The organism is Kitasatospora sp. NBC_01250 (assembly GCF_036226465.1).
Taxonomy (GTDB): domain Bacteria; phylum Actinomycetota; class Actinomycetes; order Streptomycetales; family Streptomycetaceae; genus Kitasatospora.
In genome coordinates this window covers 1,604,329-1,630,469 of sequence record NZ_CP108476.1, presented here as the reverse complement: position 1 = coordinate 1,630,469, position 26,141 = coordinate 1,604,329, and the positions used below count along the sequence as shown (strand labels likewise).

Here is a 26,141-nt window from a genome sequence, read left to right as displayed (position 1 = left end):
TCTCCGGTTCGGGTCGCCGCGCCTGTCCTTCGCGGTGACGGTTCGTCAGTTCGTCGGGGTGAGGAGGTGACGGTTCGTCAGGACTTGCGCACGGCGGGCGCCGGCACGCCGATCAGCAGCCGGCGCACGGCGTCCCAGGCGTGGTGCAGGGCCGCGCCGACGGTGGGGGAGTCGCCGCCCAGCAGCCGGACCCAGGCCCCGGCCTCCTCGGGCAGCACGCTGACCCCGTACAGCAGGCCGCTGCCGGCCAGGGCCCGGTGCAGCACCTCGGCGACCTCGGCCGCCGGTGCCAACGGGGTGACGGCGTAGAGGGTGGCGACCAGGTCGTGCCCGCCCAGCACCGCGGGGCCCTCGACCCCGTCGGGACCGGCGGCGGGTGTCAGGCGCACGGTGTCCAGTGCGAGGAGGCGCCCGTCGGGCCGGCGCCACTCCAGGTCGGCGGCGAACACCCGGTAGGCGTTGCGCTCGCCGTGCGCCAGCCGGCCCGCCAGGACGGTCTCCCAGGCCAGCACCGTGGCCGAGGGGTCGGCGCTGATCACGGTGCGCTGGTAGAACCGCGATTCCCGGAACGGGATCACCGGCTCGGGCAGGTACTCGACGTAGGCCCCCTCGCCCGCGCTCAGGTGGACCTGCTGGGTGGCGTAGTCGGTGGTCATCGAGTGGATCCGGGTGGCCGCCTGGGTGCTGAGGTGGACGGCGGTGCCGGCGCCGCACCGCAGGTCCAGGCGCAGCCGGTCGGCCTGCACGATGCCGCCGCCGGTGGACATCAGATAGGTGATCGCGAGGTCCGGGCGGGCCGGGTCGAAGTAGAGCGGCCGCATGATCTGCAGTGGCGACTTCTGGTAGTGACCGACCAACTCGGTGCGCCCGCCCGCCTGTTCGAAGTCGAGCTCCAGCAGTCCGACCTTGCCGGGCGCGCCGACGCCGAGGGTGGCCGGCCGGCCCGCGTGCCGGCGCACCTCGGCGGGCACCCGGGCCGGCTCGTAGTGCGCGGGCGCCAGCCGGCTGCTCACGCGGGCACCGGCCGGAAGGACTCCAGCAGCTCCGCCACGCGGTCGAGACCGTCGCCGGTCAGGCTGTTGGTGAGCACCACGGGGCGCCCCTCGCGGACCCGATGCGCGTCGGCGGTCATCGTCGCCAGGTCGCAGCGGACGTAGGGGGCGATGTCGACCTTGTTGATCACCAGCACGTCCGAGTCGGTGATGCCGGGGCCGCGCTTGCGGGGCATCTTGTCGCCCTCCGCCGTGTCGAGCACGAAGAAGAACATGTCGACCAGTGCCGGGCTGAAGGTGAGCGTCAGGTTGTCGCCGCCCGACTCGTAGAGCAGGGTGTCGATGTCCGGGTACCGCTCCAGGAGTTCGGCCCCGGCCGCCAGGTTCATCGTCGGGTCGTCCCGGACGGCGGTGTGCGGGCAGGCGCCGGTCTCCACGCCCACCACCCGCCCCGGCTCGAGCACCCCGGCCAGGCTGCGGCGCACGTGCTGGGCGTCCTCCTGGGTGTAGATGTCGTTGGTGACCACCGCGGGCCGCCGGCCCCGGGCGATCAGCACCGGGACCAGCGCCTCGATCAGCGCCGTCTTCCCGGAGCCGACCGGCCCGGCGACACCCACCCGCAGCACCTCGTCCGCCATGTCCTGTCCTCTTCCTGCTCGATCCGACCCCTGAGGGGGTGTCATGTGGCGAACAGCCGTGCCTCGGCCCGCTCGTGGCGTGCGGACATGGCATCGGCGATCGGCGCGAAGCCGCCGAGGTCGGCCAGCTCCCGTCCCAGGGCCGCCGCGGTGACCTCGGTGATCACCGGCGCCGTGGCCCGCAGCGTCGACTGGGCGCGGCGGTGGTCGGTCAGCCGCAGGCGCAGCGCCGCTCCGGTGAAGCTGACGGCGAAGGCGAACAGGTCGCTGGCCACCGCCTGTTCGGCCGACACACCACCGGCCGCATAGGCGACGCCGGCGGCCACCGGCTGGCAGCCGGGTGCCACCTTGGCCGCCACCAGCTCGGCGTACCGGTCCAGCAGCGGGCTCTGAAGGGCGAGTTGGGCGGTGTCCAGCAACTGCCGCCCGGTGCGCACGCAGGCCTGGCGCAGCTCGCGGTTGAGCTTGCTCGCGAGCAGCCGCTGGTCGACCTCGGCCACCGCCGCGAAGTCACCGGCCTCGGCGGCCCGGTGGGCCAGCGCCAGCGCGGTGGCGTCGGCCGGGCCGACCGAGTGGCGCAGCAGGTCGGCCAGCAGCTCCGGCATGCTCTGCTGGTCCACCTGCTTGGCCTGCAGATAGCCCTCCAGGCCGTGCGAGAGGGTGTAACGGCCGCTGGGGAACGCCGAGTCGGTCAGCTGCAGGCCGGCCAGCAGGGCCGACAGCGGGCTCGGCGCGGGCGTGGGCGCGGCGCTCACGCGAGGTAGAAGAGCTGGTTGAGCGGCAGCGTCTCGGCGGGCGCGATGGTGGCCGGCACCCCGTCCAGGGTGACCTGGTAGGTGTCCGGGTCCACCACGATCCGCGGGGTGGCGCTGTTGCGCACCATGTGCTGCTTGCCCACGGTCCGGCAGTGCCGCACCGCCAGCACCCGGCTCTCCAGGCCGAGTCCGCCCGGCACGCCGAGGTCGAGGGCCGCCTGCGACATGAAGGAGACCCGGGTCGCCTGCCGGGCGCGCCCGTACGCCCCGTACATCGGCCGGTAGTAGATCGGCTGGGTGGTGGGCAGCGAGGCGTTCGGATCGCCCATCAGCGCCCAGTTGATCAGGCCGCCCTTGATCACCAGCTTCGGCTTGGCGGCGAAGGAGTTGATCGGCCACAGCACGATGTCGGCCAGCTTGCCGGGCTCCAGCGAGCCGATGTGCTCGGCGGTGCCCGCGGCGATGGCCGGGTTGATGGTCAGCTTGGCCAGGTAGCGCAGCACCCGGGCGTTGTCGTGGCGTTCACTGTCCTCGGCCAGCTTGCCGCGCTGGTCCTTGCAGTGGTGCGCGGTCTGGAACGCCCGGGCGAAGGACTCGCCGACCCGGCCCATCGCCTGCGAGTCCGAGGAGAAGATCGAGATCACCCCCTCGTCGTGCAGCACCGTCTCGGCGGCCACCGTCTCGCTGCGCACCCGCGAGTCGGCGAACGAGACGTCCTCGGGGATGTCGTGGCTCAGGTGGTGGCAGACCATCACCATGTCGAGCAGCTCGTCGATCGAGTTGACCGTGTAGGGCAGCGTCGGGTTGGTCGAGGAGGGCAGCACATTGGGCTCGCCGGCGATCCGCATGATGTCCGGTGCGTGGCCGCCGCCGGCGCCCTCGGTGTGGAAGGTGTGGATGGTGCGGCCGTCGATCGCGGACAGGGTGTCCTCGAAGAAGCCGGACTCGTTGAGGGTGTCGGTGTGGATCGCCACCTGCACGTCGTACTCGTCGGCCACCGACAGCGCGGTGTCGATCGCGGCGGGCGTGGTGCCCCAGTCCTCGTGCACCTTCAGCCCGCAGACGCCCGCCTCGACCTGCTCGCGCAGCGCCTGGGGCAGCGCGGCGTTGCCCTTGCCCAGCAGGCCGACGTTGACCGGCAGGTCCTCCACCGCCTGGTACATCCGCCCGATGTTCCACGGCCCCGGGGTGCAGGTGGTCCCGTTGGTGCCGTCCGAGGGGCCGGTGCCGCCGCCGATCAGGGTGGTGATGCCGTTGCTCAGCGCCTCCTGCGCCTGCTGCGGGGCGATGAAGTGGATGTGGGTGTCGATCCCGCCCGCGGTGGCGATCAGGTGCTCGCCCGAGATCACCTCGGTGCCCGGGCCGATCACCAGCTTGGGGTGCACGCCGCTCTGCAGCCGGGGGTTGCCCGCCTTGCCGACGGCGGCGATGAAGCCGTCCTTGACCCCGAGGTCGCCCTTGACGACGCCGAGCACCGGGTCCAGCACCACCACGTTGGTGATCACCAGGTCGAGGGCGCCCTGCAGGTTGGTGGCGGCCGGGTCCTGCGCCATGCCGTCCCGGATGCCCTTGCCGCCGCCGTAGACCGCCTCGTCGCCGTAGTGGCCCTGGTTGAAGTCCTGCTCGACCTCGACCACCAGGTTGGTGTCCGCCAGGTGGAAGCGGTCGCCGACGGTGGGACCGAACAGGTCGGTGTACTGCTTGCGGGGGATCAGCGCCATCAGGACTCGCCCCCGCCGTGCTCGCCCGTGCCCCGGACGCCCGGGACGGGCTCGCGCCGCGCCCCCAGGAAGCCGCGTGCCACGGCGCGCTCCAGCGCCCTGACCCGGGTGTCGGCCGAGCCGAGGCCGCCGTCGACCAGCCCACTGAAGCCCACCAGGCGCCGGTGGCCGGCGTAGGTGGTCAGCTCCACCTCGCGGGTGTCACCGGGCTCGAACCGCACGGCGGTGCCGGCCGGCAGGTCCAGGTGCATGCCGTAGGCCCGGTTGCGGTCGAAGTCCAGCGCCCGGTTCACCTCGTAGAAGTGGTAGTGCGAGCCGACCTGCACCGCTCGGTCGCCGGTGTTGCTCACCGTCAGCCTGGCCTTCGGCCGGCCGGCGTTCAGCTCGACCGGATCGTCTCCGTACAGGTACCGGGCACTGCCTGACATCGGGCATCTCTCTTCGGACGTGGGGGGTGGGTACGTGAGCGGGGGAAGGGAGGGGAGTGCTGCTGCTGGGGCGCCGCGACGCCGTTCAATGGCGGTGGGGCGCCAGGGAGTTGTGCGAGTGCGGGAACCCGTGTCCGTGCTCGGCGTCGAGCCCGGCGGCGATGCCGTCGACGCCCTGGAGCAGCCGGCCCACCGCGCCGGCGGCCCGGGCCCGCAGCACGCCCGCGACGGCGCGGGAGCTGAGCAGCGGCCCGCCGTCCTCGGCGCCGGGGACCACGGGCGCGGCTCCGAAGGCGGCCGGCAGCAGGACGACCCGCCGCGCGCCGAGCAGCCGGCAGCGCTCGACGCCCTCGGCCGGGCTCGGGTCGCCGTTCTCGAAGGCGACCTCGACCCAGCGGTGCGTGCGGTACTGGCGCACCAGGCGGGCGATCCGGAACAGCTCCGCGTCCTCGAAGGGCCCGGCGGCCGGCGCCGTCAGCAGGATCGCGGTCGGCTCGCCCGCCGCCTGCTCGCCCGCGGCCCCGTCGCCCGCCGTCCCGGTGCCTCCCGCCGGGGCTCCCTCCGGCGGCGCCAGGGCGCGGCCGGTGCCGCCGCGCAGCCAGCCGATCAGGTGCTCGGTGCCGCCGAACGGCTCGGCGAGCGCGAGCCGCCCGCTGTTCGCCGGGCCGGAGAGCCAGCGCAGCGTCCGCGCGGTGTCGGCGATCAGTCGCGGATCGCGGCCCAGGCTCATCGGGACCACGCAGACCGGGCGGTCGGACTGCGCCAGCAGCGCGGCGACCGCGCCCGCCAGCGCGCGGCCGGGCCCGACCGCGCGCCACTCGGACCGGCCCCCGGCCAGCGCCCGCAACCGCTCGCCGCCGCCGCTCTCGTGCCCGCCGACCAGCACCAGCGCGGCCTCGCCCGCGCTGCCGGTCGCGGCCCCGGTCGCGGTCGCCCGTGCCGCCGCCGGGTCCAGTGCCGTGTCTCCAGCCGTCGGCACGGCTCAGACCCCGACCGGGTCGTGGCAGGAGACGAGCTTGGTGCCGTCCACGAAGGCCGCCTCGATCTGCAGCAGCGGCAGCATCTCCCGCACCCCGGGCATCACCTCGTCGGTGGTGACGACCTTCTTGCCGATCTCCATGCACTCGGCCACCGTGTGGCCGTCCCGGGCCGACTCCAGGATCGCCTCGCTGATCAGGGCCACGGCCTCGCTGTAGTTCAGCTTGACGCCGCGGTCACGGCGCCGCCGCGCCAGCTCGGCCACCACGTAGACGTAGAGCTTGTCGATCTCCCGCGGTGCGAGATTCATCGGGGCACTCCTTTCGGATGCGGGGGTGGTGGGCCGGAAGGCGGCGTGGCCGCTGCACGGTCGATGCCGATCGATTCCACATGGTGGAAGAAAAGTTCCGGATGGGAGAAACGTAGATCGGCCACCCAGTGCCGTCAACATCCTGTTGAAAGGCTTGGCCATCTTTTGAGAGGTTTGGCCATCTCTTGGGGATCGCGGCGCGGCGCGGCCCGGTGATCGGCATACGCCCAGGTGGGGACCCCTGTACGCTGTTCGTCCGAGTGAACGAAAAACGGACACGAGATGACAACGATCGGACGATTTGAGCTTGATCTGAGGCTTACGTCCGCTTTCGTCGCCTAACTTGGGCCAGATTGCCCGGCCCAGGCCGCGCCGTTCGCCGACCCTGCAACCTGCAGCAGCTGCGAGCCGCGGACCCCGCCGCCGGCGGCCCCTGCATCCGGCAGGCCGTCGCGCCCCGCGGACCCTGGGCCACCAAGCACAGGGCCCAACCCGGGGCGCCTGGGGACAAGACGGAGGACGATACGTTGAGCGCGCCCGAGTCGGGGACTGCGTCCCAGAATTACCGCCGCACGCTCGGCACGATCAGCCTCACGGCCGTGGGCCTGGGCTCGATCATCGGCTCCGGCTGGCTGTTCGGCGCCGAGCGCGCGGCCCGCCTGGCCGGGCCGGCCGCGATCATCGCCTGGGTGATCGGCGCCGCGGTGGCCCTCACCATCGCCCTGACCTACACCGAGCTGGGCTCGATGTTCCCCAAGGCCGGCGGCATGGTGCGGTACGGCCAGTACTCGCACGGCTCGCTGACGGGTTACCTCGCAGCCTGGGCCAACTGGATCGCCATCGTCTCGGTGATCCCGGGCGAGGCCACCGCCTCCGTGCAGTACATGAGCTCCTGGCACTTCGGCTGGGCGCACCACCTGTACAACGGCAAGGAGCTGACCGGCACCGGCGTGGCCCTGGCGAGCGTGTTGTTGATCGGGTACTTCCTGCTCAACTGGTTCGCGATCACGCTCTTCGCCAAGACCAACACCGCGATCACCGTCTTCAAGGTGGTCGTGCCGACGCTGACCGCGGGCAGCCTGCTGCTGGCGCACTTCGACACCCACAACCTCCAGGACCACGGGGGCTTCACCCCCAACGGCTGGAGCTCGGTGTTCACCGCCGTCGCGCTCTCCGGCATCGTCTGGGCCTACAACGGCTTCCAGTCCCCGCTGAACCTGGCGGGCGAGGCCCGCAACCCGGGCAAGTCGCTGCCCAAGGCGGTGATCAGCTCGATCCTGATCGCGCTGGTGATCTACATCGCGCTGCAGTGCGCCTTCCTGCTCGCGGTGCCCTCCCACGACCTGGCCAACGGCTGGGGCGGTCTGAACTACGACTCGCCGCTCGCCAACCTGTCGATGGCCTGGGGCCTGAACTGGCTGGCCATGCTGCTCTACGCGGACGCCTTCATCTCGCCCACCGGGACCGGCATGATCTACGCCGCCACCACCTCGCGGATGATCCAGGGCGTGCAGGAGAACGGGCAGCTGCCCTCGATCTTCGGCCGGGTCGACCCCAAGACCGGCATCCCGCGCCCGGCGCTGCTGCTCAACCTCTTCATCGCCTTCCTCTTCCTCGCGGTCTTCCGCGGCTGGGGCTCGCTGGCCGAGATCGTCTCGGTCGCCACGGTGATCTCCTACATCACCGGCCCGGTTGCCGTGATGGCGCTGCGCCGCCTGGCCCCGGACCTGCACCGCCCGGTCAAGCTGCGGGCGATGCCGGTGATCGCCCCGATCGCCATGATCTTCGGCTCGCTGGTGCTCTACTGGGCCCGCTGGCCGCTGACCGGCAAGGTGATCTTCCTGATGGCCGCCGGCCTGCCGATCTGGGCCTGGTACGAGCTGCGCAAGCCGTGGGCCGAGATCAAGCCGCACCTGAAGGCCGGTGTCTGGGTGATCGGCTACCTGCTGGTGATGGCCGGCACCTCGTGGGCCGGGTCCAAGGACTACGGCGGCCACGGCTACCTGCCCGAGGGCTGGGACCTGCTGGTGGTCGCCCTGATCGGCCTGGCCTTCTACGCCTTCGGCGTGCGCAGCGCCTGGGCGAACCCGTCGCTGGCGCAGATCCGCCAGGAGCTCGCGGAGGCCGAGGCCGAGCGCGAGGTGGCCGAGGAGCCCGCGTCCGCGCGAGCCTGACGCCGCCGGCGCGAGCCTGACCGACCGAGACACCCGAAGCCGGCTGACGGAATCCCGTCAGCCGGCTTCGGCCGTTCCGCAGCCGTGGTGAGCGGCCATGGCAAGCCCGCTGCCTTTGGAGCTTCCTCCAAGGCCATCCGCCGCTCTGGTGATCTCCCTTGTGTGGATCTTCAAGGATCGCGTGTGAACTGGCTTTCGAGCCGGGGATCAGTCAGGATCGACGGTTGGGTGCGGGGCGCCCGAGTGCGCCCTGCGGCCGAGCCGCATCCGCACCTGAGGTGTACTTTTCTCCCAGCCAGAGAGCCCCATTCATGCGCTTCCTGAACGACCTCAAGCCCGCGTACGACCTGACGTACGACGACGTCTTCATGGTCCCCAGCCGTTCCGCCGTGGGCTCCCGGCAGGGTGTCGACCTCTCCTCCAACGACGGCACCGGGACCACCATCCCGCTGGTGGTCGCCAACATGACCGCGATCGCCGGGCGCCGGATGGCCGAGACCGTGGCCCGCCGCGGCGGCCTGGTGGCCATCCCGCAGGACATCCCGACCGAGGTCATCGCCGACGTGATCGGCTGGGTCAAGCAGCGCCACCTGGTCTTCGACACCCCGATCACGCTGGCGCCGAGCGCCACCGTCGCCGACGCGCTGGCGCTGCTGCCCAAGCGCGCCCACGGCGGCCTGGTCGTGGTCGAGGACGGCAAGCCGGTCGGTGTGGTCACCGAGGGCGACTGCCAGGGCGTGGACCGGTTCACCAGCCTCGCCCAGGTGATGTCCCGCGACCTGCTCCTGCTGGAGTCGGACATCGACCCGCGGGCCGCCTTCGAGAAGCTCAACGAGGGGCACCGCAAGCTGGCGCCGGTCGTCGACGCGGCGGGCGAGCTGGTCGGCATCCTGACCCGCAAGGGCGCGCTGCGCGCCACCCTCTACACCCCGGCGGTCGACGCGGGCGGCAAGCTCCGGGTCGCCGCCACCGTCGGCATCAACGGCGACGTGGCAGGCAAGGCCAAGGCGCTGATCGACGCCGGTGCCGACGTGCTGGTGGTGGACACCGCGCACGGCCACCAGGAGTCGATGATCAGCGCGCTGCGCGCGGTGCGCGGGCTGGACCCGCGGATCCCGATCGTGGCGGGCAACGTGGTCTCCGCCGCCGGTGTGCGCGACCTCGTCGAGGCCGGTGCCGACATCCTGAAGGTCGGGGTCGGCCCGGGCGCCATGTGCACCACCCGGATGATGACCGGCGTCGGCCGCCCGCAGTTCTCCGCGGTGCTGGAGTGCGCCGCCGAGGCACGCCGCCTGGGCAAGCACGTCTGGGCGGACGGCGGCGTGCGCCACCCGCGTGACGTCGCGATGGCGCTGGCCGCCGGTGCCTCCAACGTGATGATCGGCTCCTGGTTCGCCGGCACCTACGAGTCGCCCGGCGACCTGCAGACCACCGCCGACGGCCGCCAGTACAAGGAGAGCTTCGGCATGGCCTCGGCCCGCGCGGTGCTCAACCGCACGGCCGACGAGTCCGGGTACGACCGGGCCCGCAAGGCGCTCTTCGAGGAGGGCATCTCCACCTCGCGGATGTTCCTGGACCCGGCCCGCCCGGGCGTCGAGGACCTGATCGACTCGGTGATCGCGGGCGTCCGCAGCTCCTGCACCTACGCCGGGGCCGCCAGCCTGGAGGAGTTCCACGAGAAGGCGATCGTCGGCGTGCAGAGCGCGGCCGGCTACGCCGAGGGCAAGCCGCTGCACTCCAGCTGGGCCTGATCGCCCCGCGCGGGTGACCGAGCCCCCCGACCCGTTCGCCGGGTCGGGGGGCTCGGCCGTGTGGACGGACGCCGGGAGCGCTCAGCCCTGGTAGGTGGCCCAGAGCTTGGAGAACTGGTACGGCGTCTGCTGGATGTTGGTGCACTTGAACAGGCTGCCCGTGCAGGCGTTGCCGTCCCGGGTGACCTCCCAGAACGACAGCTCGCCCAGGTGGTTCTGCTGCGCGAAGGTGAGCAGCTGCTGGGCGTCGTTCAGACCGAACACCTCGTCCGCGTTGTCGTTCTGGCCCAGCATCGGGGTGACCCCGACCATGGCCCAGGTCTGCGCGGTGGTCAGGTTCGGCCAGACCTGGGCGATCTGGGCCTGGGTGGACTGCGCCGCCTTGATCGCGTAGGCGCCCATCTGGCCGGACGGGTTGGGCGCCTCGGTGTCGCCGAAGTCCATCGCCATCACGTTGACCGCGTCCACGGTGACGCCCGCGGCCTTGGCGGACTGCAGGATGTAGACGCCGTCGGTGGTCAGCCCGCTGGGCAGCACCGGCAGGGTCAGGGTGACCTTGAGGTCACGGCCCTTGGCCCGCTGGGCGGCCTGCACGGCGGCGATCGCGGCCGAGCGCCGGTCCACCGAGGCGTGGTCGGAGACCGCGGAGCCCTCGATGTCGAAGTCGATCCGGTCCAGCCCGTAGGCGTCGACCACCTTCTGGTACTGGGCGGTCAGGGTCGGCACGTCGGTGCAGGACTGGGCCAGCTCGGTGCCGTTGGCGCCGCCGAAGGACGGGCGCACGTCGCCGCCCGCGGCCCGGACGGCGTCGAAGTCCGCCTTGTCCCAGCCGGTGCCGGGGTCGTAGGCGTTGAACCAGCTGGCCGTGCAGGGCGTGGTGCCGTTCACGATGAAGCCCAGCGAGAACTGCTTGAGGCCGGTGGTCTGGGCGATCTGCGCCAGGTTGGGGGTGGGGTAGGCGCCCAGGTCGACGAAGGGGGCGGCCACGCCGGGGGAGGTGCCGCTGCCCGCGACGCCGGTCACCGGGGCGGACTGCGCGGATTCGTTGCCGAGCGCGTCGAAGGCGGTGACGGTGAAGGTGTGACTGCTGCCCGCCAGCAGGCCGTTGACCGTGACCTTGGTCGCGGTGGTGGTGGAGGCGACCACCGAGGAGCCCTCGTAGACGTTGTAGCCGGCCACCCCCGAGGGGTCGGTGGAGGCGTTCCAGGAGAGCGAGACCGCGTCCGGGCCGGTGCCGGAGACCGCCAGTCCGGCGGGGACGGTGGGCGGGGTGTTGCTGACCGGCACACCGGCACACGGCTGGTTGTTGATCAGGCAGTTGGCCGGCGGCACCTGGGTGCCGGTGGTGGCGATGTCCATCCCGACCGCCGGGGCGCTCGCCCCGGGGGCCAGCGGCGCGGCCCAGCTCGGCGAGGTGACCGTGTAGTGGGTGCCGGTACTGGTCGCCGTGCTGGTCAGGGTGCCGTTCCAGGTGCTGCTGACACTCTCGCCGGTGGGCAGGTCGAAGGCGAGGGACCAGGAGTTGACGGTCGCCTTCGTGTCATTGGTGATCGTGTAGTCGGCCTCGAAGCCGCTCTGCCAGGTCTGCGGCTGGGTCAGGGTGGCGACCAGCCCGGTGATCCCGCTGGCGGCCTGCGCACCCGTGGGGAGCGAGAGCGGCAGAACGACGCCGGTCAGTAGCGTGGTGGCTACGAGGGTGGGCAGGGTGACGCGCCTCATGGGCGGGTCCTCCTTGACGTGGGGCGGCAGCACGGAGCACGCCGCCAGGACAGTGGGGGAGTGCCGCGGCACCCCCACATTGGTAGAGACCAATGCAGCACGTCAATAGGGGTGGGGCGAACCGCTCGTGATTTAAGGTCAGCTTCTGGTTCGGCCCCGGCAGCCCCCTGTCCGGCCCCTGACCAGGCCCTGGAGGACGGGCGGCCGGACCCTTGCCGGCTCGGCGGAACACCCTTGCCGCCCCTGGTCAGCCTTCCACCGGGGTGAGCAGAGCGCGGCTGACCATGCCCACCGAGTCGTCCAGGGCGGCGACCACGGCCCGGTAGGCGAGCGGTGCGTGGCGCAGCTCGCGCAGCGCCAGCACGGTGGCCCAGGCCGCCGCCCGGGCACGGTCGATGCTCCAGGCCCCGAGCACGTGCAGCAGCGGCTCGGTGAGCCTGAGCGGGTCGGACTCCGGCAGCAGCTCCGCCCGGACCTGCGCCTCCACCTGGGCCAGCAGATCGTTGATCCGGTGGTAGTCCGCCTCGAAGGAGAGCGGATCGCGGCCGAGCCGCGCGGCGGTGTCCATCACGGCGAGCGGCAGGTCGTGCTCGATGTGGGTGTTCATCCCGGACAGCGCGGCCTGGAGCGGGTGCACCCCGGGCCGCCGGCGCAGCTCGAAGAGCGGGCGCCAGCAGGCCGGCGGGCGCCGCCCGGCCGCATCCGCGTCGACGGCGGCCAGGTACCGCCCGGCGAAGAGCACGTCCAGCGTCGCCAGCGCAGCGGGGTCGGCGAAGTATCCGTCACCCAGTCTGGCGTCGACCAACTCGGTGACGGTCAGGTACATCCGGTGGAAGACGCCGACCCCGTCGCCCGGCGGGAACCCGGGCGCGAGCCCGCGCATCCGGGCAATGACCTGATCGACCGTCAGGATCGGCTCCTGGAGCAGCTCTGTCATGGCGTCACCTCCGGCCTCCGGGTGGGGAGTCCAGCCTGTCAAATCGAGCGGCTGTGCGGGATCGACCGGACGGGTGATCCTGGTGTTCGGACGCTTCGCGGCTGGGGGCAGGGCCTCACAGCGCCCCGGCGTCGCGGGCCGTCCACACCGACGGGTAGAGCGGTCGCCAGCCCAGCTCCGCGCGGAGCGCCGCGTTGCTCGCCGTCATCTCCCACGGGTCCCCGTCCACCAGCGCCGCCGCCCCGGCCGGCAGCGTCTGCCCGTGCAACTGGTGCAGGTCGAGGCTGCTGACCGGGGCGTCGTCCGCCACGTTGTAGGTCCGCCCGGCCGCCTGCGGTGAGCTCAGCGCCCGCCGGAGCGCCTGCGCGACGTCGGCGTGGTGCACCACCGTCAGCCGCTTGTGCGCGGGCCACCGGCCGGTGAAGCGCAGTGCGTCGCGCAGGTGGCTGTCGCCCTCCCCGTACACGAAGGCCAGTCGCAGCACGGTCAGCTCCAGCGCTCCGCCCAGGGCCCGCAGCCCGGCCTCCGCCTGCGCCTTCGAGACGGGGTAGGCGGTCGCCCCCGCCCCGGGCTCGGCCGGGTCGCTCTCCACGGCCGGGCGCCCGAGGCCGCCGGGGTGGACCAGGTTGGTGCTGGCCTGGACGAACCTGGTCACCCCAGCCCGAGCCGCCTGCTCGCCCAGCGCGACGGCCGCGTCCCGGTTCACCGCGAGGGCCTCCTCGTCGGGCACCCCGCGGAAGGCCGCCGCCACGTTCACCACCGCCGTGGCGCCCGCCAGCGCCTTCGCCCGGTCCCCGGCGTCGCGCAGGTCGCCGGTCACCACCTCGACCCCGGCCCGGGCCGCCGCCTCGACCCGCGCGGCATCGCGGACCAGGACCCGCACCGCGTCGGCCCCCGCCCACTGGACGAGCCGCGGCAGGAACCGCCGCCCCACCTGGCCGGTCGCTCCGGTCAGCAGGATCTTCGTCATCGTGCGCTCCTCATGCTCTGCCCGGACGGGTGTGCCGGGCTCGGCACCACAGTGCAGCGCCCGGGCGCCGGGCGGCAGAGACCTCCTGAGCAGCGGATGCGCCAGCCAGGGACCGGCGGTCCCTGGATCCGGCGGCCGGAAGGTCCGATGCTAGAGGCATGACCGATCGCCGGGAACTCGCCGACTTCCTCAGCCGCCGCCGGGCCCGCCTCACGCCCGCGGCCGTCGGGCTGCCGCCCGGCGCCCGCCGCCGCACCCCCGGGCTGCGCCGGGAGGAGGTCGCCGGGCTGGCCGGGCTCTCGGTCGACTACTACGCGCGCCTGGAGCAGGCCCGCGGCCCGCAGCCGTCACCGCCGCTGCTCGCCGCGCTGGCCCGGGCGCTGCGGCTGAGCGACGACGAGCGGGACCACCTCTTCCACCTCGCCGGCCACGAACCGCCGCGCGGGCAGCGGACGCTGACGCATGTGCGGCCCGGGCTGCTGCTGATCCTGGACCGTCTGCACGACACGCCCGCCCAGGTGATCTCCGACCTCGGCGACGTGCTGGCGCAGAACGCGATGGCCGCCGCGATGAGCGGGCCGCTGGGCCAACTCCCGCCGGGGGAGCGGAATATCGTGCGGCGCTGGTTCACCGTGCCCGGGGCCAGGGGCCTGTTCCCGGCAGCCGATCACGAGCAGCTCGGCCGGGCCCACGTGGCCAGTCTGCGGGCCGTCCACGCGGCCCGGCCCACCGATCCCGAGGCGGCCGCACTGGTGGCGGAACTGCTGGCCAGGAGTGCCGAGTTCCGCGAGCTGTGGGAGCGGCACGACGTCGCGGTCCGGCGCAGCGGGCGCAAGACCTTCCTGCACCCGGTGGTCGGGCCGCTCGAACTGGACTGCGAGGTGCTGGCGGGGGCGGGCGAGGGGCAGTTGCTGGTGGTCTACACGGCCGACCCCGGCAGCGACACGGCCGGGCGGTTGGAGCTGCTGCGGGTGGTCGGCCAGCAGCAGCTGGCCGGGCAGCGCGGCTGACTGCCCTGGCTGACCGGCATGGCCGACCAGTGCGGCCGGCCAGCCGTCAGAACTGCTTGCCGGTCAGCGCTCAGCGCAGGCCAGGGCGGTCAGCTCGGTGCGGGAGAGCTTGCCGGCCGCGCTGATCGGCAGCGCCGCCAGGGCCAGCAACTGCTCCGGGAGCTTGCGGCGTTCGAGTCCGCGCTCGGACTCCAGGAACCGGTTCAACTCGGCCAGGGTGGGGGTGGGCAGGCCCTGGCGCGGTACCACGCAGGCACAGAGCCGCTCGCCGAGGTCCGGGTCCGGGACGCCCACGCAGACGGCCTCGGCCAGCGCCGGGTGGGCGCCCACGTGCCGCTCCACCTCGGCCGGACTGATCGAGTAGCCGCCGCGCTTGACCAGTTGGCTGCTGCGGCGCAGCAGCCGCAGCCGCCCGTCGGTGGTCAGCAGGCCGTGGTCGCCGCTGCGGACCCAGCCGCCCGGCGCCCGGCGCCGCGCGTCCAGCTCGGGTGCGCCGAGGTAGCAGAGCGGGGTCATCGGGCCGCGCGTCCACAGTTCGCCCGCAGTGTCCGGCGGCAGTTCCCGGCCGTGCTCGTCCCGGACCGTGAACGCGCAGACGGCCGGGTCGGGGTGGCCGAGCAGCGTCGTGTCCTCGGTCCAGGCGTGGTGCTCGATACGGCAGTTGACGCCGTCCGAGGAGCCGTAGAGGTTGCTCACCGGGCAGCCGAAGCGCTCCAGGCAGGCGGCGAGCAGCGGGGCGGGCAGCCCGTCACAGCTGGCGATCACCGCGCGCAGCGAGCCGAGGTCCTCGTCCGGCTCGGGGGGCAGCAGGGTCATCCGGCGGAGCATGGTGGCCACCCCGAACAGGTGGGTGGGGCGGTGGCGGGTGACGGCCCGCAGCGCGGTGCGGGCGTCGAAGCCGTCCAGCAGGACGAGGGTGGCGCCGTGCCGGTAGAGCGAGACGACGCCCAGCGAGCCGTACGAGGAGGCCAGCGGCACCAGCACCAGCGGGCGTGGCCGCGGGACGCCCGCGTACACCGCGCGCAGGTAGTTGCCGCGGCCGCCCGCCATCGCATTGTGCGAGTAGGCGATCATCTTGGGCGCGGACTCGGAGCCGGAGGAGACCAGGATCCGGGCCGGCGCCTGCGGGTCGGCGCCGACCGGATCAAAGGCGGCCGGGTCGAAAGCGCCCCCATCGAGGGCACCCGGATCAAGGGCGGCCGGGTCGGTGCCCGGCCGCTGAGGATGCAGCAGCGGGGTGCCGGACGGCGCAGCCCGGTCGAAGCTGAACAGCAGCGGCTCGACCGGGAGCCGACCGAGCAGCGGTGCGATCTCGCGGACCGTCGCCGCGGTGGCGATCAGCGTGCCGGCCCGGGAGCGGGCCAGCAGCGAGAGCGCCTCGCCGCTGCCCCGGCCGTCCGGGAAGGTCAGGGCGACCGCGCCGAGCGCCGCCACCGCCAGCTCGGCCACCACGGCCGGCCAGCCGTTCGGCAGCCGGATCGCCACGATCTCCCGTTCCGCGACCCCGGCCCGGCGCAACCGCCCGGCGACCGCGCACACCCGGCGGTCGAGCTCGGCGTAGTCCAGGCTCCCGCCCGGGTCGATCACCGCAGGCCGGTCGGGGTGGCTGTGCACCCGCTGCCGGAACAGCCGGTAGAGGTCCTGGTCCGGGTAGTGGCCCTGCGCCGACCAGGTGCGCCGCAGCTCCTGGGGCACCAGATCGGGCAGTTCGACGCCCCGCCGGGAGAGCCAGGGCCCGCGCTCGTCGGCCGTGCGGTGGCCGGGCGCACGGCGCCGGGTCGGTGCGGTCATCGGTGGAACTCCCAGGGGGCGCGGGGCAGCAGGCAGCCGTCGCGGTGGAGGGCGTCGGCGAAGCGGGGGTCGGCGGCCAGCTCGGCGGGTGTCGCCGGGCGGGCAGCGGGGCTGGGCGCGGGCGCGGCGGACGCGCCGGCCGGGGAGACCGTGTCGAGCAGGGTGACGGCGGCCGACCAGAGCGAGGTCTCCACCCGCTGGCCGCGGCCCGTGACGGTGCGCGCCAGCAGTGCGGCGAGCACCGCCTCGGCGCTGATCAGGCCGCCGAAGACGTCGGTGATGGTCATCAGCGAGGGCGCGGCCGGCCGTCCGGGCGGGGTGACCAGGGCCGCCAGCCCGCTGTGCGCCTGCACCGGGTAGTCGGTGCCGAACGGTGCCTTCGCCCCGAACACCTCGCCCCAGCCGGAGGCCCAGGCGTGCACCAGCCCCGGCCGCTCGGCGAGCAGCCGCTCCGCGCCCAGCCCGAAGGCCTCGGCCTTGCCGGGGGCGAGGTTGTGCAGGAAGACGTCGGCCGTGTCGACCAGTTCGCGGATCGTGCGCTGCCCGCCGGGCGAGCGCGGATCCGCCTCGACCACCTGCTTGCCGTGGTTGAGCGCGTGGAACCGGGCCGAGACCTCGCCCGTCATCGGCGGCACCCCGCGCAGCGGGTCGCCGCCGAGCGGCTCCACCCGCACCACCCGGGCGCCGAGCAGGGCGAGCAACCGGCTGGCCAGCGGCCCCTGCAGGCGCCGGGTCAGCTCCACCACGACCACTCCGTCCAGCGGTCGCCCCGGTGGTCCCGGTGGTCCCGCTGCGCGCTGCTCGCCCCGGGGGCCCGGCGGGCCGACCGCACCGGGCGCCGGGGCGATCCGCCACGGCGGCCCCGGGTGGCCGGCGGGGCCGCCCGTGCGGACCGGGAGGATCCCGACACCCGCGGCGGTCGCCGCCGCGGCGAGCTCGTGGTAGGGCAAAGCGGCGGTGGCCGCGCAGAGTTCGGTGGGCAGCGAACAGCGAGCGGTGGCGTACCGCAACTGGAAGGGCGGCCAGCCGCGCCCGATCACCCGGCGGTCGACGCCGAGCCGCGACCAGAACGCCAGCCACTGGCCCGGCTCCAGCGCCTCGATCTCGAACCGCACGCCGTCGACACTGCTGAACGGCGGCCCGTCCACACCAGGCCCGTCCACGGCCGACCCGTCCACACCAGGCCCGTCCACGGCTCCCGGTGCCCGCGCCGGTTCCGCCCGCTCCTCGAACTCCGCCGCTTCGTCGGCGGTGGCCGCCGCGATGTACTGGCCGACCGTCACCAGCGCCGCTCCCGCGACGGAGGTGCGCACCTCACGGACCGGGTGCCCGTGGAGCCCCGCGTACCTCGCGGCGAGCAGGCCCTGCACCGCCAGCACCCCGGCCGCCGCGCTCGCGTAGTCGATGCCGAGCGGTGTCGGCCGGCCGTAGCGCCGCCCGTGCACCGCGCTGATCCCGCAGGCCGCCTGGACCCCGGCCTCGTCGGCGAGCGGGAGCCGCACCGGCCCGGCCCAGTCGATCACGCAGTCGACGCCCGGTGCTCCGGAGCCGCCGAGCCCCAGCCACCCGGCCGCGCTCCCGCAGCTGCGCTCCGCGGCCCGAGGCGGCGCCGCCGTGCAGCCCAGCGCCAGCAGGTGACGGGTGGCCAGCCGAACCGCCGTGCCGGTACCGGCCGTTGCCAGCGGTACGCCGGTGAGCGGGGCGGTCGGGGAAGGCGTGCTGCCGGATCGGCGAAGGAGCGAACCGTCGGCCACGGCGGGCCAGTTCGCGCTGCTCCGTGGCATCGGTCCTCATGGGGGTGACAGCGGGCGGCGGAAGGTGCGGGTGAGCCTGATGGGGCACGGATGAACTCGCGTGCTCTCTGTGACGAGAGTATCACTTGAGGTGATGGCTGATGATCGAGTGCCCCGCGCGCACATTCCCGCCCATCGAGTGAAAGAGAGCACAGTGCAGGCCTCTCCCGGAGCGCTTGCGGATCATGGCACAATGACGGCAGAACCAAGCAGCAGTACAGAGCAGTGCAATCAGTGACGTTCAGCGCACTCCGGGGTCGGTGAAAATCCGAACCGGCGGTTACAGTCCGCGACCCGTCCGCAGCCAGCGGCCGGTTGACCAGGTGAAACTCCTGGACCGACGGTTAAAGTCCGGATGGGAGGCGTGCGCGACGGATCGAGCGGTGCCGTGGTCCCCTTCCCGGGGTGGCCGCGTTCTTCAGGCGGTGGCGCGGTGCGTCCACTCCCGTTCAGGGGTGGCGTCTCCGGCGTTGCGACGCCTGTGCTCCCGTTGGATCCGTGTCTGCTTCCCAGTCTTTGCCGCCCCGGAGTCCGCGCCTCTAGCGCGAGGAGAACCCGGGTGTTCACCGGCATCATCGAAGAGCTCGGCGAGGTCGTCTCCATCGAGGAGTTCGGCGATTCCTCGCGCATCCGCCTGCGCGGCCCCCTGGCCTGTACCGGTGCCCGCCACGGCGACTCCATCGCGGTCAACGGCGTCTGCCTCACCGTGGTCGACAGTCCCGAGGAACTCGGTTCCGGGAGCGGCGAGTTCAGTGCCGACGTGATGGCCGAGACGCTGCGCCGCTCCAGCCTCGGGGCGCTCGGGCCCGGTTCGCGGGTCAACCTGGAACGCGCGATGGCGCTCGGCGCCCGGCTCGGCGGCCACCTGGTCCAGGGGCACGTCGACGCCACCGGCGCCCTGGTCGGCCGCGAGCCCGGCGAGCTCGACGCGGACGGCAAGCCGCGCTGGGAGGTGCTGCGGTTCTCGCTCCCGGCGGACATCTCGCGCTACCTGGTGGACAAGGGCTCGATCACCGTCGACGGCGTCAGCCTCACCGTGGTGGAGGCCGCCGCGGACAGCTTCACGGTCAGCCTGATCCCGGCCACCCTCGCGCTGACCACCCTCGGGGCCAAGAAGGTCGGCGAGCCGGTCAACCTCGAAGTGGACGTGCTCGCCAAGTACGTCGAGCGACTGCTGGAGTCCCGGGCGATCCCCGGCCTCACCACCGCCGGCCTCACCGTCGCCGGCCTCACCACCGCCTCCGACGAAGCCCCGAAGGACGCCTCGTGAACTGGCTCAACAGCGTCGCCTTCTCGATATTCGGTCAGCGCGTGCTGTGGACCGACATGATCGGCAACCTGCTCGGCCTGGGTGCGCTGGCGCTCGGCTGGCGTCGCTCGATCGCCAGCTGGCCGGTCCAACTCCTCTCCGGCGTAGTGCTGTTCGGCGCCTTCGCGACGGGCCACCTGTCCGGCCTGGCCGGCAAGCAGGTGATCGTGATCGTCACCGCGCTCTGGGGCTGGCTCCAGTGGCGGCGCGGCAAGCGCGACACGGGTGAGATCGAGGTCCGGTTCGCCACCTGGACCGAGCGCCTGCTGCTCGTCGGCGCCACCGCGGTGGCCACCGTGGGCCTGGCGCTGCTCTTCACCCACTACTCCTGGATGTCCTGGAGCCCGTGGTCCGACGCCTACATCTTCACCGGCACGCTGGCCGCGATGGTCGCCCAGGCCCGCGGCTGGGTGGAGTTCTGGATCGCCTGGATCGCCGTCGACGTGGTCGGCGTCCCGCTGGCCTTCAACAACGGCTACGCCTTCTCCGGCCTGACCTACAGCATCTACTTCGTCCTGGTACTGGCGGGCCTGCGCGCCTGGTGGCTGCGCAGCCGCACCCCCCGTACCGCCCCCGCCCCGACCTTCCAGGGAGTAACGGCATGAGCACCAGCTCCACTGACCTGACCCTCGACCCGGTCGAGCGCGCCATCGCCGACATCGCGGCCGGCCGCGCGGTGATCGTGGTCGACGACGAGAACCGCGAGAACGAGGGCGACCTGATCTTCGCCGCCACCGCCGCGACGCCCGAACTGCTGGCCTTCACCATCCGCTACACCTCCGGTGTGATCTGCGTGCCGGTCACCCAGGAGGACGCCGACCGGCTGAACCTGCCGCCGATGACCCGGGTGAACGAGGACCGCAAGGGCACCGCGTACACCGTCTCGGTGGACGCCCGCGAGGTGGAGTCCACCGGGATCTCCGCCGCCGACCGCGCGCTGACCGTCCGTCTGCTGGGTGAACCGGACAGCACCGCTTCGGACTTCACCCGTCCGGGGCACGTCTTCCCGCTGCGCGCCGTGGACGGCGGCGTCCTGGTCCGGCCGGGCCACACCGAGGCCGGCGTCGACCTGGCCCGGCTGGCCGGCCTGCCCCCGGCCGCCGCGATCTGCGAGGTGGTCAACGACGACGGCACCATGGCCCGGCTGCCCGACCTGGTCGCCTTCGCCCGCGAGCACGGCCTGGCGATCATCTCGATCGAGGACCTGATCGCCTACCGCCGCCGCACCGAGCAGCACGTGGACCGGGTCGCGGTCACCGGGCTGCCCACCCTGCACGGCGAGTTCACCGCCGTCGGCTACCGCAGCACCCTCGACGGGGTCGAGCACATCGCCCTGGTCGCTGGCGGCCTGGACGCCGAGGGCCGGCTGCCCGACGGCGAGGACGTGCTGGTCCGGGTCCACTCCGAGTGCCTGACCGGCGACGTCTTCGGCTCGCTGCGCTGCGACTGCGGTCCGCAGCTGCAGTCCTCCCTCGCACAGGTGGCCGAGGCCGGCCGCGGCGTGGTGCTCTACCTGCGCGGGCACGAGGGGCGCGGCATCGGCCTGGGCCCCAAGCTGCGCGCCTACGAGCTCCAGGAGCGGGGCCACGACACGGTGGACGCCAACCTGGAACTGGGCCTGCCCGCCGACGCCCGCGACTACAGCATCGGCGCCCAGATGCTCACCGACCTCGGGGTGCGCTCGCTGACCCTGCTCACCAACAACCCGGAGAAGCTCACCGCGCTCACCGACCACGGACTCAAGGTCAAGGGCCGCGAGCCGATCCCGGTGCAGGCGGGCGAGCACAACCTGGCCTACCTGCTGACCAAGCGCGACCGGATGGGCCACGACCTGCCGTGGCTCGTCGGCTGAACCCGTTTCGTCCCACCCGACGTACCGACCGGAAGGAACCACCATCGTGAGCGGCCACGGAGCCCCCGAGATCACCGTCGACAACGCCCAGGACCTGCGGGTCGCGGTGGTCGCCGCCCAGTGGCACACCCAGGTGATGGACGGGCTGCTGGACGGTGCCCGGCGCGCCCTGAAGGAGCTGGGGATCGCCGAGCCCACCGTGCTGCGGGTGCCCGGCACCTTCGAGCTGCCGGTCGCCGCCAAGCGCCTGGCCGAGCGCGGCTACGACGCCGTGGTCGCCCTCGGCGTGGTGATCCGCGGCGGCACCCCGCACTTCGACTACGTCTGCGAGGCGGCCACCCTCGGGCTCACCCAGGTCAGCGTCGACACCGGCGTCCCGGTCGGCTTCGGCGTGCTGACCTGCGACAACGAGGAGCAGGCGATCGACCGCGCCGGCCTGCCCGGCTCGGCGGAGGACAAGGGCCACGAGGCGGTCACCGCAGCGGTCGCCACCGCCGCCACCCTGCGCGCGCTGGGCTGACGCGCGCCGTCACCGGGCGGGACGCCGACCGTCGAACCGGCGTCCACCTCGGTGTCCAGCTGGGTGTCCAGCGCGGTGTCCACCGTGCGGGACGCTTTCCACCCGCCCCGCGATACCCCGTATGGTGAGAGCCATCATGGCTTCCAAGACATTCGAGGAGCTCTTCGTCGAGCTCCAGCAGAAGGCCGCCACCGGCGACCCCGCGTCCTCCCGTACCGCCCAGCTGGTCGAGCAGGGGGTCCATGCCATCGGCAAGAAGGTGGTCGAGGAAGCCGCCGAGGTCTGGATGGCCGCGGAGTTCCAGACCAAGGAGCAGACCGCCGAGGAGATCTCGCAGCTGCTGTACCACCTTCAGGTGATGATGGTCGCCCGTGGTCTGACCCTCGACGACGTCTACGCCTACCTCTGACCCGCCCCGCGCGCGTCCCACCGCAGTTCTCCCACGTTCCGTACCGCACCGCTCCCACAGCGAAGGACTCTCCTCTCATGCTGCGCATCGCCCTCCCCAACAAGGGTTCGCTCTCGGGTCCCGCGGCGGAGATGCTCCATGAGGCCGGCTACCGCCAGCGCAAGGACCCCAAGGAACTGGTCCTGGTCGACCCGGAGAACCAGGTCGAGTTCTTCTTCCTGCGTCCGCGCGACATCGCGGTCTACGTCGGTTCGGGCCGCCTGGACGTCGGGATCACCGGGCGTGACCTGCTGCTGGACTCCGCGGCCGGTGCCGAGGAGGTGCTGTCGCTGGGCTTCGGCGGCTCGACCTTCCGGTTCGCCGGGCCGGCCGGCTCGCCCAAGGACGTCAAGGGCCTGGAGGGCCGGCGGATCGCCACCTCCTACACCGGCCTGGTCGAGCAGCACCTGGCCGAGCACGGCGTCACCGCCACGGTGACCAAGCTGGACGGTGCGGTGGAGACCGCGGTGCAGCTGGGCGTGGCCGATGTGATCGCCGACGTGGTGGAGACCGGCACCAGCCTGCGCAATGCCGGTCTCGAGGTCTTCGGCGAGCCGATCCTGGTCTCCGACGCCGTGGTGATCCGCCCCAAGGGCGCCGGCGAGGACCCGCGGATCGAGCAGTTCATGCGCCGGCTGCAGGGCGTGCTGGTGGCCCGCCGCTACGTGCTGATGGACTACGACATCCGGGCCGAGAAGGTCGGCGAGGCGGTCGCGCTGACGCCGGGGCTGGAGTCGCCGACCGTCTCCCCGCTGCACACCGAGGGCTGGGTCGCGGTCCGTTCGATGGTGCTCCGCAAGGAGGCCCAGCGGATCATGGACGACCTGTGGGGGATCGGCGCCCGGGGCGTCCTGGTCACCAACATCCACGCCTGCCGCCTCTGACGTCCCCGTCGACGTCCCGTACGTGACCGGGAGTTCCACCGCCATGCCTGCCACCGCCGACAACCGCCCCGACGCGCCCGTGCTGCCCGCGCTGCCCACGGTGTGGGCCCCGCGCCGCAACCGCCTGGTGCTGCTGCCGGCCAGCGCGCTGCTGGTGCTGGTCTTCGGCGGCATGGCGGTGATCCTCCCGGCCAGCTGGCAGCTGAACGACCGGATCATGCTCACCCTGCTGGGCCTGGTCTTCGCCGGGGTGGGCCTGATGCTGGCCCGCCCCAAGGTGCTGGCCGACGCCGAGGGCATCACGGTGGTCAACTTCCTGCGCAGCCGTCGCCTGCAGTGGGCGGAGATCGTGCGGGTGAACCTGCGCCAGGGCGACCCGTGGGTCACCCTGGACCTGACCGACGGGACCTCGCTGGCCGCCGTCGGGATCCAGCCGGGCGGCGGGCGCGAGCAGGCGGTGCGGGCCGCCCGCGGCCTGCGCGACCTCGTCGAGGTGCACGGCGCGGCGAGCGAGCCCAGCACGGTCTGAGACCCGCTCCGACGGGTCCGGGAGCAGGCTCCAGGGCACCCCCACAGGTGCCAAGGTTTCGAACAGGTATCGTTTAGCCTGGTAAAGGCAGGGCAAAACCGCCCTGGCCCTGTGGCCCAGCGACCTGAGGAGTGACTCTCCCCCTCGATGGACGATCCGTCCGGCAGTAGTACCGCCGCCTCTCTCCCGAAACCCAGACCCTGGACCGATCGAGAGCAGGCGGCACTGTGATCACCGCCTGGCTGCTCCTGGGAGCGGCCGTTCTGCTGATTCTCGCCAACGGCCTCTTCGTGGCCGCCGAGTTCTCCCTGGTCACCGTGGACCGCAGCGCGGTCGAGCGGGCCGCCCAGGGCGGCGACCGCCGAGCGGTGGGCCTGCGCAAGGCGCTGCGCCACCTCTCCTTCGAACTGTCCGGCGCCCAGCTCGGCATCACCGTCACCTCCCTGGTGGTCGGCATGCTCGCCGAGCCGGCGCTCTCGGTGCTGCTCGGCCCGGTGCTCACCGGGATCGGTGTGCCCGAGGGAGCCGCCACCGGCGTGGCCGTGGTGGTCGGCATGCTGGCCGCCACCGTGCTGCAGATGGTGATCGGCGAGCTGGTCCCGAAGAACTGGGCGATCTCCCGCCCGTTCCAGGTGGCCCGGGCGCTGGCCGGCCCGCAGCGCGCCTTCTCCGCGGTGTGCCGCCCGCTGATCGCGGGCCTCAACGGCAGCGCCAACCGCCTGGTGCGCTCGCTCGGGATGGAGCCCACCGAGGAGCTGGAGCACGCCCGCACCCCCGGCGAACTGGCTTTCCTCGCCCAGCACTCGGCCAGGGCCGGGGCGATAGAGGAGGACGCCGCGCTGCTCTTCGTGCGCACCCTGAGCCTGGCGGAGCTGACCGCCCAGAGCGTGATGACGCCCCGGGTGGACGTCGCGGCGCTGCAACGCGACGCGACCGCCGCCGACGTGGTGAACCTGACCCGGGCCACCGGCTTCTCCCGCTTCCCGGTCTACCGGGACAGCCTGGACGAGGTCACCGGGACGGTCACCCTCAAGGACGCGCTCGGCGTGCCGCCCGAGCGCCGCGCCGAGGTGCGGATCGCCGAACTGGCGGGCGCGCCGCTGCTGGTGCCCGAGACCCTGCCGGCCGAGCAGCTGCTCGACCAGCTCCGCCGCCGCCAGCCGATGGCCATCGTGATCGACGAGTACGGCGGCACGGCGGGCGTGGTGACCCTGGAGGACATCGTCGAGGAGATCGTCGGCGAGGTGCGCGACGAGCACGACCCGGGCACCACCCCCGAGCTGCTCGCGGTGCCGCCGGTGGCCGGCCGCCCGACCTGGCTGGCCGACGGACGGGCCCGGATCGACCAGCTGGAGAGCATCGGCCTGAACGCCCCGCACGGGCCGTACGAGACGCTGGCCGGCCTGCTCGCCGACCGGCTCGGCCGGCTGCCCGCCCCCGGTGACCAGGCGGACCTGCCCGGCTGGGAGCTGACCGTGCAGGCCGTGGACCGGCACCGCACCAGCCGGGTGCGCCTGGTGCGCCTGCCCGAGGCGGGGGAGTCGAAGTGATCTTCCTGCAGCTCTTCGCCTCGGTCCTGCTGCTGCTCGGCAACGCCTACTTCGTCGGCGCCGAGTTCGCGGTGATCTCGGTGCGCCGCAGCCAGCTCGAACCGCTGGCCGAGGCCGGCGACAAGCGGGCCAGGACCATGATGGGCGCGCTCTCGCAGGTCTCGGCGCTGCTGGCCGCCGCCCAACTGGGCATCACGGTCTGCTCGCTGCTGCTCGGCGCGCTCGCCGAACCGACCATCGCCCACCTGCTGGAGGGCCCCTTCCAGGCGGTCGGGATCCCGGCACTGCTGGTGCACGGGGTCTCCTACGTGCTGGCGCTGGCCCTGGTGGTCTTCCTGCACATGGTGATCGGCGAGATGGTGCCGAAGAACGTCGCGCTGGCCGCTCCGGCACGGGCCGCGCTCCTGCTGGGCCCGCCGCTGGCGGGGCTGGCCCGGCTGCTGGCGCCGCTGATCCGGTTCCTGAACGCCTTCGCCAACCTGGTGCTGCGGGCCTTCAAGGTCGAGCCCAAGGACGAGGTGGAGTCGGTCTTCACCTCCGAGCAGCTGCTCTGGATCATGGCCGAGTCGCGGGCGGCCGGTCTGCTGGCCGAGGCCGAGCAGGAGCGTCTGGAGGACGCGCTGGAGCTGGGTCACCGCCCGGTCCGCGAGGTGCTGCTGCCGTTCGACCAGCTGGTCACGGTCGACCCGACGGTCACCGTGCGCCAACTGGAGCAGCTGGCGGTGGCCACCGGGTTCTCCCGCTTCCCGGTGCTCGACGCGGAGCAGCAGATCGTCGGCTACCTGCACATCAAGGACGTGCTGGAGCTGGAGGACCCGCAGGCGCCGGTGCCGGTGCGGCTGTGGCGGCCGGTCACCGTGGTGGGGGAGCGGATGCCGCTGGACGACGCGCTCACCGCGATGCGCCGCGCGGCGGCCCACCTGGCGGCGGTCACGGCGGCGGACGGGCGCACGCTGGGCCTGGTGACGCTGGAGGACGTGCTGGAGGAGCTGGTCGGCGAGATGCACGACCCGGACCACCGGCAGGCCGTCGCCTGACCGCTCGCCATGACCGATGCCGGGGCCGACCCGGGCGCGCCGCTC

Annotated in this window: 24 protein-coding genes and 1 riboswitch; of the genes, 12 read left to right on the top strand and 12 right to left on the bottom strand. The window is 73.1% G+C overall.

Annotation, left to right across the window (positions count from 1 at the left end; all coding sequences use genetic code 11):
* Positions 1-77: 77 nt before the first annotated feature.
* From OG500_RS07285 to OG500_RS07255, 7 genes are all read right to left on the bottom strand, one after another.
* The gene (locus OG500_RS07285) at positions 78-1,013 is read right to left on the bottom strand and encodes an urease accessory protein UreD (protein ID WP_327065576.1); all 936 of its coding nucleotides are present in this window, start codon (positions 1,011-1,013) and stop codon (positions 78-80) included.
* Positions 1,010-1,630, bottom strand: coding sequence for an urease accessory protein UreG (ureG, locus tag OG500_RS07280; protein WP_327065575.1), 621 nt, complete (start codon positions 1,628-1,630; stop codon positions 1,010-1,012). The genes OG500_RS07285 and ureG overlap by 4 nt, the downstream gene beginning before the upstream one ends.
* 41 nt (positions 1,631-1,671) lie before the next feature.
* The gene (locus OG500_RS07275; protein ID WP_327065574.1) at positions 1,672-2,385 is read right to left on the bottom strand and encodes an urease accessory protein UreF; all 714 of its coding nucleotides are present in this window, start codon (positions 2,383-2,385) and stop codon (positions 1,672-1,674) included.
* On the bottom strand, positions 2,382-4,106 hold the full coding sequence (gene ureC, locus OG500_RS07270) for an urease subunit alpha (RefSeq protein WP_327065573.1): 1,725 nt from the start codon (positions 4,104-4,106) through the stop codon (positions 2,382-2,384). Before ureC ends, OG500_RS07275 begins: the two co-directional genes overlap by 4 nt.
* Positions 4,106-4,534 carry an urease subunit beta gene (locus OG500_RS07265; protein ID WP_329577870.1) on the bottom strand — a complete coding sequence of 143 codons (429 nt, stop codon included), beginning with the start codon at positions 4,532-4,534 and terminating at the stop codon, positions 4,106-4,108. The genes ureC and OG500_RS07265 overlap by 1 nt, the downstream gene beginning before the upstream one ends.
* An 85-nt stretch (positions 4,535-4,619) precedes the next feature.
* Complete coding sequence (locus OG500_RS07260) at positions 4,620-5,513, bottom strand: cobalamin biosynthesis protein CbiX (protein ID WP_329577867.1); 894 nt, start codon at positions 5,511-5,513, stop codon at positions 4,620-4,622.
* Between the two features lie 3 nt (positions 5,514-5,516).
* Complete coding sequence (locus OG500_RS07255) at positions 5,517-5,822, bottom strand: urease subunit gamma (RefSeq protein WP_327065570.1); 306 nt, start codon at positions 5,820-5,822, stop codon at positions 5,517-5,519.
* Positions 5,823-6,349: 527 nt separating this feature from the next.
* Here OG500_RS07255 and OG500_RS07250 point away from each other — a divergent pair.
* Both OG500_RS07250 and OG500_RS07245 read left to right on the top strand, forming a co-directional pair.
* Positions 6,350-7,996 (top strand): APC family permease, encoded by a 1,647-nt coding sequence (locus OG500_RS07250; protein ID WP_327065569.1) that lies wholly within the window; start codon positions 6,350-6,352, stop codon positions 7,994-7,996.
* Positions 7,997-8,307: 311 nt separating this feature from the next.
* Positions 8,308-9,747 (top strand): GuaB1 family IMP dehydrogenase-related protein, encoded by a 1,440-nt coding sequence (locus OG500_RS07245; RefSeq protein ID WP_327065568.1) that lies wholly within the window; start codon positions 8,308-8,310, stop codon positions 9,745-9,747.
* Positions 9,748-9,828: 81 nt separating this feature from the next.
* Here OG500_RS07245 and OG500_RS07240 read toward each other — a convergent pair whose 3' ends face one another.
* From OG500_RS07240 to OG500_RS07230, 3 genes are all read right to left on the bottom strand, one after another.
* On the bottom strand, positions 9,829-11,466 hold the full coding sequence (locus OG500_RS07240; RefSeq protein WP_327065567.1) for a cellulose binding domain-containing protein: 1,638 nt from the start codon (positions 11,464-11,466) through the stop codon (positions 9,829-9,831).
* Between the two features lie 247 nt (positions 11,467-11,713).
* Complete coding sequence (locus tag OG500_RS07235) at positions 11,714-12,403, bottom strand: DUF5995 family protein (RefSeq protein WP_329577860.1); 690 nt, start codon at positions 12,401-12,403, stop codon at positions 11,714-11,716.
* Between the two features lie 115 nt (positions 12,404-12,518).
* Positions 12,519-13,373 (bottom strand): NAD-dependent epimerase/dehydratase family protein, encoded by an 855-nt coding sequence (locus OG500_RS07230; RefSeq protein WP_329577858.1) that lies wholly within the window; start codon positions 13,371-13,373, stop codon positions 12,519-12,521.
* Positions 13,374-13,531: 158 nt separating this feature from the next.
* On the opposite strand from OG500_RS07230, the gene OG500_RS07225 reads away from it, so the two are divergent.
* Positions 13,532-14,383 (top strand): helix-turn-helix transcriptional regulator, encoded by an 852-nt coding sequence (locus OG500_RS07225; protein WP_329577856.1) that lies wholly within the window; start codon positions 13,532-13,534, stop codon positions 14,381-14,383.
* Between the two features lie 63 nt (positions 14,384-14,446).
* Here OG500_RS07225 and OG500_RS07220 read toward each other — a convergent pair whose 3' ends face one another.
* Together OG500_RS07220 and OG500_RS07215 are read right to left on the bottom strand one after the other, a co-directional pair.
* A complete protein-coding gene (locus OG500_RS07220) occupies positions 14,447-16,174 on the bottom strand; it encodes a class I adenylate-forming enzyme family protein (protein ID WP_329577853.1) in 1,728 nt (575 codons plus the stop codon).
* A complete protein-coding gene (locus OG500_RS07215; RefSeq protein WP_329577851.1) occupies positions 16,171-17,958 on the bottom strand; it encodes a CoA transferase in 1,788 nt (595 codons plus the stop codon). Before OG500_RS07215 ends, OG500_RS07220 begins: the two co-directional genes overlap by 4 nt.
* A 252-nt stretch (positions 17,959-18,210) precedes the next feature.
* Positions 18,211-18,338, top strand: a riboswitch (FMN riboswitch).
* 188 nt (positions 18,339-18,526) lie between these two features.
* Between OG500_RS07215 and OG500_RS07210 the strand changes: the two genes are divergently transcribed.
* The 9 genes from OG500_RS07210 (at position 18,527) to OG500_RS07170 (ending at position 26,096) form a co-directional block, all read left to right on the top strand.
* Positions 18,527-19,237 carry a riboflavin synthase gene (locus tag OG500_RS07210; RefSeq protein ID WP_329577848.1) on the top strand — a complete coding sequence of 237 codons (711 nt, stop codon included), beginning with the start codon at positions 18,527-18,529 and terminating at the stop codon, positions 19,235-19,237.
* On the top strand, positions 19,234-19,881 hold the full coding sequence (locus tag OG500_RS07205; protein WP_327065560.1) for a nicotinamide mononucleotide transporter family protein: 648 nt from the start codon (positions 19,234-19,236) through the stop codon (positions 19,879-19,881). The genes OG500_RS07210 and OG500_RS07205 overlap by 4 nt, the downstream gene beginning before the upstream one ends.
* Positions 19,878-21,128: a bifunctional 3,4-dihydroxy-2-butanone-4-phosphate synthase/GTP cyclohydrolase II gene (locus OG500_RS07200; protein ID WP_327065559.1), complete on the top strand. Its 1,251-nt coding sequence runs from the start codon at positions 19,878-19,880 to the stop codon at positions 21,126-21,128. The genes OG500_RS07205 and OG500_RS07200 overlap by 4 nt, the downstream gene beginning before the upstream one ends.
* Before the next feature lie 46 nt (positions 21,129-21,174).
* Positions 21,175-21,648 (top strand): 6,7-dimethyl-8-ribityllumazine synthase, encoded by a 474-nt coding sequence (gene ribH, locus OG500_RS07195; RefSeq protein WP_329577843.1) that lies wholly within the window; start codon positions 21,175-21,177, stop codon positions 21,646-21,648.
* 136 nt (positions 21,649-21,784) lie between these two features.
* Entirely contained in the window at positions 21,785-22,057 is a 273-nt protein-coding gene (locus OG500_RS07190; RefSeq protein ID WP_327065557.1) for a phosphoribosyl-ATP diphosphatase, read from the top strand.
* Between the two features lie 77 nt (positions 22,058-22,134).
* Positions 22,135-22,980, top strand: coding sequence for an ATP phosphoribosyltransferase (hisG, locus tag OG500_RS07185; RefSeq protein WP_327065556.1), 846 nt, complete (start codon positions 22,135-22,137; stop codon positions 22,978-22,980).
* Positions 22,981-23,023: 43 nt separating this feature from the next.
* Complete coding sequence (locus tag OG500_RS07180; RefSeq protein WP_327065555.1) at positions 23,024-23,509, top strand: PH domain-containing protein; 486 nt, start codon at positions 23,024-23,026, stop codon at positions 23,507-23,509.
* A 227-nt stretch (positions 23,510-23,736) separates the two neighbouring features.
* Complete coding sequence (locus tag OG500_RS07175; protein ID WP_327065554.1) at positions 23,737-25,059, top strand: hemolysin family protein; 1,323 nt, start codon at positions 23,737-23,739, stop codon at positions 25,057-25,059.
* Positions 25,056-26,096, top strand: a complete 1,041-nt coding sequence (locus OG500_RS07170) for a hemolysin family protein (protein WP_327065553.1) — start codon at positions 25,056-25,058, stop codon at positions 26,094-26,096. The genes OG500_RS07175 and OG500_RS07170 overlap by 4 nt, the downstream gene beginning before the upstream one ends.
* The last annotated feature ends 45 nt before the right edge of the window (positions 26,097-26,141 follow it).

What these genes read in the sequence shown, in the direction of transcription:
- OG500_RS07255 (WP_327065570.1), bottom strand. Translation starts at nt 5,822, where the DNA reads ATGAATCTCGCACCGCGGGAGATCGACAAGCTCTACGTCTACGTGGTG.
- OG500_RS07220 (WP_329577853.1), bottom strand. Translation starts at nt 16,174, where the DNA reads ATGACCGCACCGACCCGGCGCCGTGCGCCCGGCCACCGCACGGCCGAC.
- OG500_RS07245 (WP_327065568.1), top strand. Translation starts at nt 8,308, where the DNA reads ATGCGCTTCCTGAACGACCTCAAGCCCGCGTACGACCTGACGTACGAC.
- OG500_RS07215 (WP_329577851.1), bottom strand. Translation starts at nt 17,958, where the DNA reads ATGCCACGGAGCAGCGCGAACTGGCCCGCCGTGGCCGACGGTTCGCTC.
- ureG (WP_327065575.1), bottom strand. Translation starts at nt 1,630, where the DNA reads ATGGCGGACGAGGTGCTGCGGGTGGGTGTCGCCGGGCCGGTCGGCTCC.
- ureC (WP_327065573.1), bottom strand. Translation starts at nt 4,106, where the DNA reads ATGGCGCTGATCCCCCGCAAGCAGTACACCGACCTGTTCGGTCCCACC.
- OG500_RS07180 (WP_327065555.1), top strand. Translation starts at nt 23,024, where the DNA reads ATGCCTGCCACCGCCGACAACCGCCCCGACGCGCCCGTGCTGCCCGCG.
- OG500_RS07200 (WP_327065559.1), top strand. Translation starts at nt 19,878, where the DNA reads ATGAGCACCAGCTCCACTGACCTGACCCTCGACCCGGTCGAGCGCGCC.
- OG500_RS07225 (WP_329577856.1), top strand. Translation starts at nt 13,532, where the DNA reads ATGACCGATCGCCGGGAACTCGCCGACTTCCTCAGCCGCCGCCGGGCC.
- OG500_RS07235 (WP_329577860.1), bottom strand. Translation starts at nt 12,403, where the DNA reads ATGACAGAGCTGCTCCAGGAGCCGATCCTGACGGTCGATCAGGTCATT.
- OG500_RS07190 (WP_327065557.1), top strand. Translation starts at nt 21,785, where the DNA reads ATGGCTTCCAAGACATTCGAGGAGCTCTTCGTCGAGCTCCAGCAGAAG.
- OG500_RS07240 (WP_327065567.1), bottom strand. Translation starts at nt 11,466, where the DNA reads ATGAGGCGCGTCACCCTGCCCACCCTCGTAGCCACCACGCTACTGACC.
- OG500_RS07230 (WP_329577858.1), bottom strand. Translation starts at nt 13,373, where the DNA reads ATGACGAAGATCCTGCTGACCGGAGCGACCGGCCAGGTGGGGCGGCGG.
- OG500_RS07265 (WP_329577870.1), bottom strand. Translation starts at nt 4,534, where the DNA reads ATGTCAGGCAGTGCCCGGTACCTGTACGGAGACGATCCGGTCGAGCTG.
- hisG (WP_327065556.1), top strand. Translation starts at nt 22,135, where the DNA reads ATGCTGCGCATCGCCCTCCCCAACAAGGGTTCGCTCTCGGGTCCCGCG.